Below are 13,561 nucleotides of genomic sequence, written 5' to 3'. Positions count from 1 at the left end.
GCGAGGGATTTCATGTGATCGCGTCCTCTGGTCAGCTTTCGAGGCGCGGCATGCGCCCCAGCAGCTTGTCGAGCGTGAGGGGGTAGTCGCGCACGCGCACGCCGGTCGCGTTGTAGACCGCATTGGCGATCGCGGCCCCCACGCCGCAGAGGCCGAGTTCACCAATGCCCTTCGCCTTCATCGGCGAGGACATGGCGTCGGTCTCGTCGAGGAAGATCACGTCCTGGTGAGGGATGTCGGCATGCACCGGCACTTCGTAGCCGGCCAGATCGTGGTTCACGAAGAATCCGAGGCGTTTGTCGATCGCGAGTTCCTCCATGAGGGCGCCGCCCACACCCATGGTCATGGCACCAATAACCTGGCTGCGCGCCGATTTCGGATTGAGTATTCGCCCGGAGGCGCACACGGCCAGCATGCGTCGCACGCGCACCTCGGCGGTGTAGGCGTCGACAGCCACTTCGACGAAGTGGGCGCCGAAGGTCGATTGCTGGTAGCGCTTGCTCAGTTCGCCGAACTCGATCGCGTCTTCGACGACGAAGCCCTCTTCGCCCGCGACCTCCGACAGCGGCAGGCTGCGGCCCCCGCTGCGCACCGCGCCATCTTCGAAGCTGGCGTCGACCGGCATGCCGGCGCGCTGCAGGACGGCCTCCCGCAGCTTGACGCAAGCGGCGTAGACGCCCGCGGTCGAACTGTTGGCGCCCCATTGGCCGCCGGAGCCGGCGGACACCGGAAAGGAAGAGTCGCCGAGGCGCACCACGACGCGGTCGAGCGGAACCCCCATCATCTCCGCCGCAGTCTGCGCAATGATGGTGTAGCTGCCGGTGCCGATGTCGGTCATGTCGGTCTCGACCGTCACCACGCCGCGCTTGTCCAGGCGCACCCGTGCGCCGGACTTGGTGACTAGGTTGTTGCGGAAGCCGACCGCCGTGCCGATGCCGATCCATTGCCGGCCCTCGCGCCGCATCGCCGGCTTGGCGTTGCGCTGCGACCATCCGAAGGCCTTGGCGCCGGTGCGCATGCATTCGATCAGGCGGCGCTCGGAGAAGCGGCGTGCCGGATTCGCGGGGTCGACCTGGGTGTCGTTCAGCACGCGGAATTCGATCGGGTCGATGCCGAGGCGCTCGGCCATCTCGTCCATGGCGATCTCCAGTGCCATCAGGCCGGGCGCCTCGCCCGGCGCGCGCATCGCGTTGCCTTCGGGCAGGTCGAGCACGGCCAGCCGGGTTCCGGTCAGGCGATGCGCCGCGGCGTACAGCAGCTGGGTCTGCTGGACCGCGTTCTCGGGCTTGCCATTGACCAAGTTGCCGGACCAGCTTTCGTGGCCGATGGCCGTCAGCCTGCCGTCCCTGCCGGCGCCGAGCCGGATGCGCTGGATCGTCGCCGGCCGATGAACGGTGTTGTTGGCGACCAGCGGGCGCTGCAGCGCCACCTTGACCGGTCGGCCCGCGAGGCGGGCGCCCAGCGCAGCCAGCACCGTGTCGGTCCGCAGGAACAGCTTGGCGCCGAAGCCGCCGCCGACGTAGGGCGACATCAGTTGGATCCGGTCCTTCGGGATCCCCAGCGTCGTGGCCAGGTCGGCGACGGTCCAGTCGACCATCTGGTTCGAGGTCCAGACCGTGAGCCGGTCGCCGCGCCACGCCGCGGTCGTCGCATGCGGCTCCATCATCGCGTGCGACTGGTCGGGCGTGGAATAGGTCTGGTCGAGTCGGACCTCGGCGCTCGCGAATGCGGTCGCGAAGTCGCCGACCTTGCTGTCCCGGTCGACGGTCTTCTTGTCCGACGTCTTTTCGGCGGCCAGGTCGAATGCGCCTTCCGCTCGGTCATACGTCACCTTCAGCAGCTGTGCGGCGGCGCGAGCCTGCTCGAAGGTCTCGGCCACCACCAGCGCGATCGCCTGGTGATAGTGCTCGACCAGCGGGCCACCGAGCAGCCTGGCGGTGTTGAGCGAGCCCTTGCCGAGCTTGCCTGCGTTCTCCGCGGTGACGATGGCGATCACGCCAGGCGCCGCCTTGGCGCGCGTCTGATCGATGGCGGTGATGCGCCCCTTGGCGATGGCGGCGCCGAGCACATACCCGTAGGCTGCGTCGGGCGCGACGTCGTGCCGCTCGTAGGCATACGGCGCGGTGCCCGTGGTCTTCAAGGGGCCGTCGATCCGGTCGACCGGCTTTCCGATCACCTTGAGCTGGTCGATGGGGTTGGTGCCCGCGGGTGTGTCGAATCGCATCGTTCAGCTCCTTGCCTCGGTCAGAACGGCCTCGAGCGTGCGTTCCACCAGCGTCACCTTGAAGGCGTTGTGTTCGGTCGGCTGGGCCCCGGCGAGCAGCGCCTGCGAGACCGCCTTGGCGCCGCGCCGCAGTTCGGCGTCCGCCGCCTCGACCCGCCAAGGCTTGGGGGCGACGCCGCCCAGTGCCACGCGGCCGGTGCCGTCGGTTTGCACCACCGCCGCCACGGCGATCAGTGCGAAGGCATACGACGCCCGGTCGCGCACCTTGTGGTAGATCTGCTTGCCACCGATGGGAGGAGGCAGCGTCACGGCGGTGACGAGTTCGCCATCCGCCAATGCAGTTTCCACGTGGGGCGTGGCGCCGGGAAGCCGGTGGAAATCGGAGATCGGGATCGTGCGGCGCGAACCGTCGGGGCGCAACGTCTCCACGCCGGCGTCGAGCGCGCGCATGGCGACGGCCATGTCGCTCGGGTGGGTCGCGATGCAGGCCGCGCTCGAACCGACCACCGCGTGCTGCCGGCTGACACCGCCGATCGCCGAGCAACCGCTGCCGGGCTGGCGCTTGTTGCAGGCCTGGTTGGTGTCGTAGAAATACGGGCAGCGGGTGCGCTGCAGCAGGTTGCCGGCGGTGGTGGCCTTGTTGCGCAACTGCCCGGAGGCGCCCGCGAGCAGGGCGCGCGACAGAAGACCGTAGTCGCGCCGCACCCGGGCATCGGCTGCGAGATCGGTGTTGCGCACCAGTGCGCCGATGCGCAAGCCGCCCTCCTGCGTGGCCTCGATCCGGTCGAAGCCGAGCCCGTTGACGTCGATCAGGTGGGCTGGCGTCTCGATCTCCAGCTTCATGAGGTCGAGCAGGTTGGTGCCGCCGGCGATGAAGCGCGCTCCGGGTGTGCGCGCAGCCGCTGCCACCGCTTGGGCGGGAGACGTGGCGCGTTCGTAGCTGAACGACTTCATGCCCTCGCTCCTGCAACGTCGGTGATGGCCTCGACGATGTTGCTGTAGGCGCCGCAGCGACAAATGTTCCCGCTCATGCGCTCGCGCAGTTCGGCGACCGACAGCAACGGCTTGGCGGTCAGGTCGCCACTGACGTGGCTCGGAATGCCCTGGTCGATTTCCTGCAGTACCGCGACGGCCGAGCAGATCTGCCCCGGCGTGCAGTAGCCGCATTGAAACCCGTCGTGCTTGACGAACGCCGCTTGCATCGGGTGCAGGTGGCCGGGCTGGCCAAGCCCTTCGATCGTCGTCACTTCGGCACCGTCGTGCATGACGGCCAGCGTGAGGCAGGAGTTGATGCGGCGCCCGTCGACGATGACGGTGCAGGCGCCGCACTGGCCATGGTCGCAGCCCTTCTTGGTGCCCGTCAGGCGCAGGTGCTCCCGCAGGGCGTCCAGCAGGGTGGTGCGGGTGTCGAGCATCAGGCGCTCCGGCTTGCCGTTGACTCTCAGCGTGACCGGCAGGGACGTGACGGGCGCCGGCCCTGCCGCGGGCGCCGCCGCCTCTGCCTGGCCTGCCAAGACCGGGGCCGTGGCCGTCGCGGCCCCTGCCTTCAGGAGGCCGCGGCGGGAAATACTGAACTCATCGGGGATTTTCATGGCGGTTCCTCGCTTGCTACACAGCGTGTCTGGGTCGACTGTAGAAGGGCAGGGCTCGCGGCACTAGACCATCCGCTCTTGAAGGACTCGCAAGCTGCGCTTGTCAATTCAGTCACACTTGCAGTCATGCCGATCAATGAACTGCGCTGCATCGCCACCTTCGTGAAGACCGCCGAACTGGGCAGCCTGCGGCAAGCGGCAACGGCCCAGGCGATGACGCCGCAAGCCGCCAGCCAGGCTTTGGCGCAGCTGGAGCGGCACCTGGGCGTGCGCCTTTTTCACCGCACGACGCGCAGCATGTCGCTGACCGACGCTGGCCGGCAGTTCCTCGAAGCCGCGCAGCCGGCGCTGGCCGGCATGCAGCGGGCATTGAGCATCGCTCGGCGATCGCAGGAAGAGATTGCCGGTCCGCTGCGCATCGTGGGCCCGCACTCGGTGTTCGGGGCCGTCATTTGGCCGCTGCTGGATGCCTTCTGTCGTCGCTACCCTGAGGTGCAGCCAGATGTGCACCTCGACGACCGTATCGGCAACTGGGTGGAAGACCGGGTCGACGTCGGGTTTCGCATCGGGCGGTCGGCGGCGGAAGGCGTGATCGCGCGCAAGCTGTTCCCGTTGCAGCTCATCATCTGCGCGGCACCCTCGTACTTGAGTCGCCACGGCGCTCCAGAGGGCTTGGGCTCGCTGGCGGAACACCGTTGCAGCGCTTTTCGGAGCTCGGGAACAGGACAGGTCCTTCCTTGGCTCGTGAATGTGGGCGACGCCCTGATCGAGCACCACGTGATGCCGACCCTGACGGTCAATGACGAAGCGCTGGAGACGGAGACTGTCCTGGCTGGACACGTCATCGGCCTGCTGACCGGCGTTGCGGCCGCCCCGCACATCCGATCGGGCCGGTTGGTCCCCTTGTTCGTGCAGCACATCGCCGACAAGTCGGGCGTCTTCGTCTACTACGGCAGCCGCGCCGCGCAGCCCGCGCGCGTACGCGCCTTCATCGATCTGGCGGTCGAACTCTTGGCCGACAACCCTGCATATGTGTTGACTGCGGAGGAGCTTGCGCTTGCCGAGGTCCGGGGCCGTGAGGCCGCGCGTCAGGCCAGCTAGATGGTGCGTATTCGCGTCTGGTGCGCGCAGCGTCGAGGATGGCCGAGGGCAATAGCGCGAACAGCAGCTGATGGCGTCGGACTGTGCGAGCAGCGGCACCAACGGGCCGGCAGGGCCACGACTACTCGCCGTCGATCGTGGTCGCGCGGTGGGCGTTCAGCGCCTCGAAGATCGGGGAATCGCTGAACCGGAAGAGGTCGAGGCAGGCGTGAGCGGGGTCGCACTGCGCGCTGAAGGGCGCCCATGAAGGCACGACGAACATGTCACCGCGCTTCACCGACCATTCGCGCTCACCGACCTTCACCGTGCCGCTGCCCTCGAACACCTGGAACACCGAAGAGCCGACTTCCTGGCGCTTCAATGTGCTGGCGCCGGACTTGATGCGGTGCATTTCCGTCCGGATCGTCGGCAGCACATCGCGGCCGGTGCTCGGATTGGTGAAGCGCACCGCCGCATGGCCGGGGCTCACGGTGCCGGCATGGCCCTCTGCCTCGAGCGCGAGCTGATCGGCCAGCGCTCGATCGGTATCCACCCACCGGTAGGCCAGGAGCGGCGTGGCGCTTGGCGACTCCGGCTGCGACAGGGGGCGCAGTCCGGGATGGCCCCAGAGGCGCTCGGAGCGCGACCGATCGGGCGTTCCCATCTCGGTGCTCGCCACCCGCTCGCGCCCGAACTCGAAGAACTGGGACTCCGTGAGGTAGGAGAACGGGATGTCGAGTCCGTCGATCCACGCCATGGGCGCGGTGGCTGCGTTGTGATGGGAATGCCAGTTCCAGCCGGCCTGCGGCAGGAAGTCGCCGCGCGACATGCGCACGGGGTCGCCGTTGACCACGGTCCAGACGCCTTCGCCTTCGACGACGAACCGGAACGCATGCTGCGTATGGCGATGTTCGGGCGCGTTCTCGCCCGGCATCAGGTACTGGATGGCGGCCCACAGGGTCGGCGTCGCGAAGGGGCGGCCACCCAGCCCGGGATTGGCCAGCGCGATCGCACGCCGCTCGCCGCCGCGGCCCACGGGCACGATGCGCCCGGCTTCGCCGGCGAGTTCCAACAGCCGGTCCCAGCGCCAGAGGTGCGGCATCGCCTTGCTGCGCGGATGCTTGGGCATCAGGTCGCCGATCTCGGTCCAGAGCGGCACGAGGAGCTCGGCCTCGAAGCCGCGATAGAGTGCTTCCAGCGCCGGACTCGGGTCAGGCTGACCCGGCCCGGCGACGGCCTTGAGACGAACGGGAGAAGGGGCGGTGTCGTCGGTCATGGGAACTCCGGATCTTATTCGGCCGGACCGATGTCGAGCATGATCTCTCCGACGCCGGCGACGCTGCCTTCAATGCGGTCGCCGGGCTGCAGCGGGCCCACGCCTTCGGGGGTGCCCGTGAAGATCAGGTCGCCCGGCTGCAGGTGGTAGAACTTCGACAGGTCCTCGATGAGTTCCGGGATGTTCCAGATCAGCTTGTCGAGGTCGGAGGTCTGGCGTGGCTGGCCGTTGACGCTCAGGGTCAGCGCGCCGGTCTCGAGCACCTTGCCCGGCATGGGCACGATCTCGGACACGACGGACGATTGCTCCACATCCTTGCCGAGGTCCCATGGCCGGCCCTTGTCGCGCGCGACCAGCTGCAGGTCGCGGCGCGTCATGTCGAGTCCGCAAGCATAGCCGTAGACGAGCTTGGAGGCGTCGTCACGTTGGACGCGAAAGCCCGGCGCCCCGATGGCCACCACCAGTTCCATTTCGTGGTGGTAGTTCTTCGTCTCGGGCGGGTAGGCCACGGTCGCGCCGGACTCCACCAGGGTCGACGGGCTCTTCGTGAAATAGAACGGGACCTCGACCGACTTGTCGACCGGGCGTCCCATTTCGACCGCGTGCGCGTGATAGTTGCGGCCGACGAAGAAAAGGCGGTTGACGGGAAGGCGCTCGGCCTTGCCGCGCACCGGCAGCGACGGGATGGCGGGAGGCGCCCAGAGATAGGTCGTGGTCATGTTTTTTTTCAAAAGAAGGGGTGAAGCTAGAGCTTGGCGAGCGCAACCTGAAGGTCGGCGAGTTGCCCCGGATCGACAGAGGTGCGGCGCTCGATCAGGCGCCGCGCAAACCGCAGGTCGCGCGCTGAGTTGGGGCCCAATGCCGCCACGACGTGGTCGCCATCGAGAAAGAACATCACGAAGGCATTCGATTCCGGGTCGCCGCGGACGACAACCTGGTGCTGCGGGGCGGGCATGCCGTAGATCTGCAGATTGACGTCGAACTGGTCGGACCAGAACCACGGCAGCGGCTGGTGCGTGACATCGGTCCCGAGTGCGGAGCGCGCGGCTGCAATGCCCTGCTCCTGCGCGTTCTGCCAGGACTCCAGCCGCATGCGCCGGCCGGCCCATTCGCTGTGCCAGACGGCGACGTCGCCGGCGGCGAGGATGTCGGGGTTCGACGACTTGCACTGCGCATCGACGCAGACGCCGCCATCGCACGCCAGCCCGGCTTCGCGCGCGAGTTCGTCGTTGGCGATCAGGCCCACGCCGACGAGCACGGTGTCGCACCCGATCTCGCGACCGTCGCCCAGGGTGGCGCACAGTCCGCTCGCCGACTCTGCCAGTCGCTCGACGCCGGCACCGAGCTCGATCCGGACGCCATGGGAGGTGTGCAGGCGCTGCAGGTAGCTCGAAATCCCGGCCGGAACCGTCCGTTCGCAGAGCCGGCTCATCGCCTCCACCACCGTGACTTCCATGCCCTTCTTGCGCGCCGTGGCCGCCACCTCGAGGCCGATCCATCCGCCGCCGATGACGAGCAGGCGACGGCCGGCGACCAACGCCGCACCCAGCGATGCCGCATCCTGGAGGTTTCGCAGCGTGTGAACACCTGGCAGGTCGGCGCCCGGAATGGTCAGTCGGCGGGCACGTCCACCCGTGCAAAGAATGAGCTTGTCGTAGCCGACGGACTCGCCGTCGGCGAGCCGCACCTGCTTGGCCGCCGGGTCGATGGCCGCCGCCGTCGCGTTCGGTCGCCAGTCGACACCCAGGGCATCGAAGGCCTCCGGCTTCTGCAGGTAGGCCGTGTCGGCATGGGCATCACCCGAAAGGATCGCCTTCGACAGCGGCGGACGCTCGTACGGCCGATGGGGTTCGTCGCCGACCAGGACGACCCGGCCCTTGAAGCCCTCGGCGCGCAAGGTCTGCGCGGCCCAGCCGCCGGCCTGGCCGCCGCCCACGATGACGATCGTCTCGGTGCTCATGGCGGCGAGTCAGGCGAGCGACAGGAACACGCGGCCCGCCTCGATCTTCACCGGATAGGAGCGGATCGCTTCGGTCAGGGGTGCGCACATGGGGGCGCCGTTCCGGACGTCGAATCGTCCCTGGTGCAGGGGGCACTCGATCTCGTGGCCCTCCAGGAAGCCCTCGCACAAGCGCGCGTGGCCATGGGTGCAAACGTTGTCGGTCGCGTAGATCTCGCCCTCGACGTTGTAGAGCGCGATGTCGCGGCCATCGACGTTGACGCCGATCACGTCGTCCGTCGGCACCCCGTCCAGAGGCGCGGCGTCGGTCCATTGGGAATCGCTCATGTCTGTCCTCAAAGCGGGTAGATGATCGAGTTGGGAATCATCTCGCTGTCGTAGATGACCTGTCGGGATGCGAACTTCAGGCCTTCGCTGGTGCGAACGACCGTGTCGATGTAGCGGCCGACGCTGAAAACCGACGACAGTTCGGACAGCTTGGTGCGGAAGACCGCGTAGTTGGCTTCGCATTCGAAGCGGTCCACCTCGGCCTTCAGGATGACCGGTGCACCCACCACGTGACGCTGGTAATAGGGATCGTGGAACAGCGTCTCGCGGATGCCGTAGACGCGGTCCTTCAGCATGCCCTTGCTCTCGAACGAGAGGGTGGCGAGCGGAAAGCCGCGTTCGAAGTTCTCGCGCGGCTGCAGCCGATAGCTGCATTCCTCGGTGAAGAATTCGGGCCAGAGTTCCCACTGGCCGGAGCTCACGGCGCTGGCGTAGCTGGCGTAGAGCTGGTTCAGGTCGAAGTAGTCCTGGAAGTTCATCTCAAGCCTCCATGACCTTGCGCCAGTATTCGTACATGCCGCGGATCAGCGTCTCCGTCACCATGTGGTCGGTGTCGCCGACCTCGCGGCCGCCGAGTTCCGCCAGCGTTCGATGGAAAGGCTTCTGCTCGAAGCCCTTTTGCGACAGTTCGATCACCTCGCCGTCGTCGGCCGAGACGAAACCGGCCGGGCCGAACAGGTTGGCCTGGCGCAGCCGGCGCTGCGTCATTTCTGCATCGTCGTCCTCGAAGCCGAAATGCGTCCAGACGAAGTCGAAGGCCCCCTGGCCGCTCGGCTGGATGTGCCGCGTGGAAACGCTGTTGACCTGCTGCTGGAAGATCACGCTGGGGAACAGCGTCATCATCACCGCCGTCGGACCACCCCACCAGGGCTCCGGCACGATGTCGAGAAAGCGGGGGTCGTTGAGCTGCATGCTCTCCTTGAAGCTCGACACCTGCGTGACCTGGTCGGCCTTGCCGCTCGCGCCCCGGGTCGAGATCATCGCCGCGTGGCGGTGATGGCGGTCCATGCGGAGTTCGGACTTGTTGTCCGCGCGCCAGAGGCCGAAGGTCACGAACCAGGTGTGGAGCAGGCCCGGGTGGTAGGGGTCCTTGATGTTCTCCTGCATCAGCTTCCAGTTGCCCGGGATGCGCTGGCGGTTGTAGCCGAGGAGGGTCAGCTTGCGGCCGCTGAACAGGCGATCGAAGTAGCCGAGGATCTCCGGTCCCATGAAGTCTTCGAGCGATTCGACCTCCGGATCGAAGGAGGCGAACACCACGCCGCCGCGGCTGGCGACTTTGAGCTTGTTGAGTCCATGCTCGGCGGGCTTGAAGTCGGCGGGCATGCCGCCGTTGACCTTGCCGTCCTGCTTGACGCCGCGGCGGAAGGGCACACCCTGCAGATCCCCGGTGAGCGAATAGTTCCACTGGTGGTAGGGGCAGGTGAAGCCCGACGCCTTGCGATTGCCGTGGCGTTCACGGCAGAACTGCATGCCCCGGTGCGCGCAGACGTTCTCGACCACGCTGATGGCGTTCTCGGCGTCGCGGACCATGATGACCGAGCGCTCGCCGACCACGGTGCGCTTGAAGTCGCCGACCTCCGGAATCTCCGCCTCGAGGCCGACGTAGCACCAATGGCCCTTGTAGAAGAGGCGCTCGAGCTCTCGCTTGTGCTGGTCGGCCTCGGTGTAGGCCATGAAGGGAACCCGGCTGGTTCCCTTGTCTTCCCAGTGGATCTTCTGGGGAAACACTGCTGCTGTGGTGTCATCCATGTTTGTCTCCTGTGAGGCCGTGCGGGACGGCCTGCGTATCGCGGGCAGCGCAATCATCGGCCGTTCGATCACATCGTTCAATAGAATATGGGCAATAGGACATATTGATTTTGCGAATGGAAGGGCGGCATGGAACTCAAGGACATCGACCTGAACCTGCTGGTCGTCTTCCAGCAGCTGCTCATCGACCGACGGGTGTCGAAGGTGGCCGAGAGCCTCGGGCTGTCGCAGCCCGGGGTGAGCAACGCCCTGGCCCGATTGCGGAAGCTGACGGGCGACCCGCTGTTTCTCCGGACACCCAAGGGGATGGAGCCCACTCCCTTCGCCGAGCAGCTCGCCGAGCCGACGGAACGGGCGCTGTCGGTCATCCACCTGGCGATCAACCAGCGCGCGACCTTTGATCCCGAGACCTCGACACGGGCCTTCAGGATCGGGATGACCGACATCGGCGAGATCTATTTCTTACCCAAGCTGATGAAGGAGCTCAAGCGCCTTGCACCCCACGTGTCGCTGAGCACGGTGCGCAGTGCCACGGTGAACCTGCGGGACGAGATGGAGGCGGGCCATGTCAGCCTGGCGATGGGCCTGCTGCCGCAACTCAAGGCCGGCTATTTCCAGCGCCGGTTGTTCAAGCAGGAGTACGTGTGCATGTTCCGGCGCGGCCATCCGCTGGACAAGCGGTCGATCTCGCTCGCGGCGTTTTCGGCCGCCGAGCATGTGGTCGTGATCTCGGAAGGCACCGGCCATGGCCAGGCGGACGAGTTCATGACCCGCAGGAAGGTGGCGCGAAGAGTGGTGCTCACCGTTCCGCACTACGTCGCGGTCGGACACATCCTGCACGACTCCGACCTGGTGGCGACCGTGCCCGAACGGCTCGCGCAAGCGCTGGCGGAACCCTTCGGGCTGTCCTACGTCCGCCATCCGGCCAAGCTGCCGGAAATCGCGATCAACCTGTTCTGGCACGAGCGATACAACAAAGATCCCGCCGTCGCCTGGCTGCGTTCGCTGATCATTCGCCTGCACGGGGAAGGCGCAGTCGACTGAGGCTGCGGGGCGTCCACGTACGTGCCAGTGCGTGGGCGCACGGATGGGCGAAGCCCGACCTGCGGCCTAGCATCGGAGAAGTCATGAAGTCCCCCTCGAACCTCGAGCTCTCGTCGGCACGCGCCGACGACGTGGCGCGCTTTCTCACGGCGAAGGGCGTGCCTCCGAGTTACATTTCAGCCCAGGGCTTCGGCGACGCCCGTCCGGTGGCGAGCAACGACACGGCGCAGGGCCGGGCGAAGAACCGTCGCGTCGAGATCGTCATCTCGGCCGCCAACCGGCCGTAGCGTGGCCGCCCCTTTGGGAGTCAACATGTCCAGTCATTGTCTCAAGGCCACTGCCACCCTCCTGCTGGTCGGCATTGCCGGCTGCGCCAACTACCAGCCACCGCCGGTCTTCGCGGGTTTCATGTCGCCGCAGGTCTCGCGCACGAGTTGCATCGATGCGGTCTCGCGCGATCGCAAGGTGCCCAAGGAGGACGTCAAGCCGCTCTACGACTCGCAGACCATGCAGGAGGGCGTCTACGTCGTCACGCTGAGCATCGGCGCCGGCCAGCGCAACATCAACTGCACGGTGAACGAGAACGGCGTCGTTTCCGACGTGATCAACGCGCGCTGAACGCCAGCGACGCTGCGCCGCGGCGGCCGCAGCCGCCACCGCCTGGAAAACGGAGGCCCGCCATGTCTCATCAACTGATCGTTCTGCCCGACGACACCGCCAAGCCGATACTCGACGCCATCGACGGTGCCAGGACCGCGCTCAACATCCGCATGTTCCTGTTCACCGACGACACGCTGCTGGCAGCGGTGATCGCCGCCAAGCAGCGCGGTGTCAAGGTGCGCGTGATGCTCAATCCGGCCCGCCGCAGCGGCGAGACCGAGAACGAGGCCGCGCGCAAGGCGCTCGTGGATGCGGGCATCGAGGTGCGCGACAGCAATCCCAAGTTCGATCTGACGCACCAGAAGTCGATGGTGATCGACAACCGGCTCGGCTTCGTGGAATCGCTGAACTGGGAACCCAAGGACCTGACCGAGACGCGCGACTACGCGGTCCTCACCACGCACGACCTCGAGACCCGCGAGATGGTCGACTGCTTCGACGCCGACTGGGCGCACGAAGACTTCACGCCGCACCCCGACTCGCGCCTGATCTGGTGCCCCGACAACGGCCGGCCGCGGGTGGCCGCCTTCATCGACGGCGCCAAGCATTCGCTGTGGGTGCAGAACGAGCGCTACCAGGACACCGTGATCATCGAACGCCTGGTGCGCGCCGCGACCCGCGGCGTCGACATTCACATCCTCACCAAGCCGCCGCATTCGCTCAAGGCCGAGAAGCTGATCGAGGGCGTCGGCGGCCTGCGCATACTGCAGGACGTCGGTGCCAAGGTGCACACGATGAAGCACCTCAAGCTCCACGCGAAGATGATGCTGGCCGACGGTCAGCGCGCCATCGTGGGCTCGATCAACCTGGCGCCCGGCAGCTTCGACGGCCGGCGCGAGCTGGCGATCGAGACCGACCACGAAGCCACCGTGCAGCGGCTGGCGCAGACCGCCCAGCGCGACTGGGCCTCTTCGCACAAGATCGACCTGAGCGACGCGGGCCTGCTGCACGACTTGCAGAAGCGGCAGCTCGATCCCAGCCACCTGGTGCTTGACGGCAGCGGCGACGCCGTCGAGCCGGCGGCGCCGCCCACGGCCAAGAAGCACCACAAGGTCAAGGGGAAGCACTGATCCTTTTCAGCGCCGCGCACCACGTACGTGGGCATACGTGGCCGCCCGGCTGGTTTTACAGCCTCGCCGCTTTCAGAATCGATCGCCGCGCCAACGAAGGAAAAGTCATGAGCACACTCCTCGCAACCACGATGGCCAGTTCGGTGATCGCACGGGGTCCAAGCACCATCAGTTGCCTCAAGAAAGTCGCTGCGGTGGCACTGGTCGCCATTGCGGCAGGCTGCGCAACCACCGATGCGCTGAACAACGACAACCTGGCGATCGCCGCCGGGTTCAAGATGATCACCCCGAAGAAGCCGGACCAACAGGCGATCCTCGCCAAGCTCCCCAAGGACAAGGTCAGCCCCGTCACCTACCAGGGGACGACCTACTACGTGCTGCCCGATGCGATGAACAACGTGGCGTACGTTGGCGGGCCGACCCAGTACCAGGACTACCAGCGCTTGCGCGTCGCCAAGCAGCTGAGCAACAACAACCTCGAGGCCGCCCAGATGAACGAGATGGATTGGGGTGGCTGGGGCGGCTGGGGCGGACCCGCCTTCGTCGGCTTCCGGCGCTAGCGGCGCGACGCCGGCAATA

15 protein-coding genes are annotated in these 13,561 nt (G+C 66.9%); 6 read left to right on the top strand and 9 right to left on the bottom strand.

Going from position 1 to position 13,561, the window contains the following annotated elements; genetic code table 11:
* Positions 1-31 precede the first annotated feature (31 nt).
* The 3 genes from paoC to paoA are packed head-to-tail and all read right to left on the bottom strand — an operon-like array spanning position 32 to position 3,816.
* Entirely contained in the window at positions 32-2,224 is a 2,193-nt protein-coding gene (paoC, locus tag QTI68_RS06120) for an aldehyde oxidoreductase molybdenum-binding subunit PaoC (RefSeq protein ID WP_286520358.1), read from the bottom strand.
* A 3-nt stretch (positions 2,225-2,227) separates the two neighbouring features.
* Positions 2,228-3,178, bottom strand: coding sequence for an FAD binding domain-containing protein (locus QTI68_RS06115; protein WP_286520357.1), 951 nt, complete (start codon positions 3,176-3,178; stop codon positions 2,228-2,230).
* Complete coding sequence (gene paoA, locus QTI68_RS06110; RefSeq protein WP_286520356.1) at positions 3,175-3,816, bottom strand: aldehyde dehydrogenase iron-sulfur subunit PaoA; 642 nt, start codon at positions 3,814-3,816, stop codon at positions 3,175-3,177. Before paoA ends, QTI68_RS06115 begins: the two co-directional genes overlap by 4 nt.
* A gap of 126 nt (positions 3,817-3,942) precedes the next feature.
* On the opposite strand from paoA, the gene QTI68_RS06105 reads away from it, so the two are divergent.
* Complete coding sequence (locus QTI68_RS06105; RefSeq protein ID WP_286520355.1) at positions 3,943-4,917, top strand: LysR family transcriptional regulator; 975 nt, start codon at positions 3,943-3,945, stop codon at positions 4,915-4,917.
* 121 nt (positions 4,918-5,038) lie between these two features.
* On the opposite strand, the gene QTI68_RS06100 is transcribed toward QTI68_RS06105, so the two are convergent.
* Genes QTI68_RS06100 through QTI68_RS06075 form a run of 6 tightly spaced genes read right to left on the bottom strand, consistent with a single transcriptional unit; the run spans position 5,039 to position 10,208 of the window.
* A complete protein-coding gene (locus tag QTI68_RS06100) occupies positions 5,039-6,172 on the bottom strand; it encodes a cupin domain-containing protein (RefSeq protein WP_286520352.1) in 1,134 nt (377 codons plus the stop codon).
* Positions 6,173-6,186: 14 nt separating this feature from the next.
* On the bottom strand, positions 6,187-6,891 hold the full coding sequence (locus QTI68_RS06095; protein WP_286520351.1) for a fumarylacetoacetate hydrolase family protein: 705 nt from the start codon (positions 6,889-6,891) through the stop codon (positions 6,187-6,189).
* Positions 6,892-6,917: 26 nt separating this feature from the next.
* On the bottom strand, positions 6,918-8,132 hold the full coding sequence (locus QTI68_RS06090; protein WP_286520350.1) for an NAD(P)/FAD-dependent oxidoreductase: 1,215 nt from the start codon (positions 8,130-8,132) through the stop codon (positions 6,918-6,920).
* A gap of 9 nt (positions 8,133-8,141) precedes the next feature.
* On the bottom strand, positions 8,142-8,459 hold the full coding sequence (locus tag QTI68_RS06085) for a non-heme iron oxygenase ferredoxin subunit (protein ID WP_286520349.1): 318 nt from the start codon (positions 8,457-8,459) through the stop codon (positions 8,142-8,144).
* 8 nt (positions 8,460-8,467) lie between these two features.
* Positions 8,468-8,938, bottom strand: coding sequence for an aromatic-ring-hydroxylating dioxygenase subunit beta (locus tag QTI68_RS06080; protein WP_286520347.1), 471 nt, complete (start codon positions 8,936-8,938; stop codon positions 8,468-8,470).
* 1 nt (position 8,939) lies between these two features.
* Positions 8,940-10,208: an aromatic ring-hydroxylating dioxygenase subunit alpha gene (locus QTI68_RS06075; protein WP_286520346.1), complete on the bottom strand. Its 1,269-nt coding sequence runs from the start codon at positions 10,206-10,208 to the stop codon at positions 8,940-8,942.
* Between the two features lie 129 nt (positions 10,209-10,337).
* Between QTI68_RS06075 and QTI68_RS06070 the strand changes: the two genes are divergently transcribed.
* From QTI68_RS06070 to QTI68_RS06050, 5 genes are all read left to right on the top strand, one after another.
* Positions 10,338-11,252, top strand: coding sequence for a LysR family transcriptional regulator (locus QTI68_RS06070; protein WP_286520344.1), 915 nt, complete (start codon positions 10,338-10,340; stop codon positions 11,250-11,252).
* A gap of 83 nt (positions 11,253-11,335) precedes the next feature.
* Positions 11,336-11,539 carry an OmpA/MotB family protein gene (locus QTI68_RS06065; protein ID WP_286520343.1) on the top strand — a complete coding sequence of 68 codons (204 nt, stop codon included), beginning with the start codon at positions 11,336-11,338 and terminating at the stop codon, positions 11,537-11,539.
* A gap of 25 nt (positions 11,540-11,564) precedes the next feature.
* Positions 11,565-11,870, top strand: coding sequence for a hypothetical protein (locus QTI68_RS06060; protein WP_286520342.1), 306 nt, complete (start codon positions 11,565-11,567; stop codon positions 11,868-11,870).
* A gap of 62 nt (positions 11,871-11,932) precedes the next feature.
* Positions 11,933-12,982, top strand: coding sequence for a phospholipase D-like domain-containing protein (locus tag QTI68_RS06055; protein ID WP_286520341.1), 1,050 nt, complete (start codon positions 11,933-11,935; stop codon positions 12,980-12,982).
* 107 nt (positions 12,983-13,089) lie between these two features.
* Complete coding sequence (locus tag QTI68_RS06050; protein WP_286520340.1) at positions 13,090-13,542, top strand: hypothetical protein; 453 nt, start codon at positions 13,090-13,092, stop codon at positions 13,540-13,542.
* Positions 13,543-13,561 lie beyond the last annotated feature (19 nt).

This window comes from Variovorax sp. J31P207 (genome assembly GCF_030316965.1).
Lineage (GTDB): Bacteria > Pseudomonadota > Gammaproteobacteria > Burkholderiales > Burkholderiaceae_C > Variovorax > Variovorax ginsengisoli_B.
The sequence above is the reverse complement of the archived record's forward strand: the minus strand, read 5'-3'. Positions and strand labels throughout refer to the sequence as shown.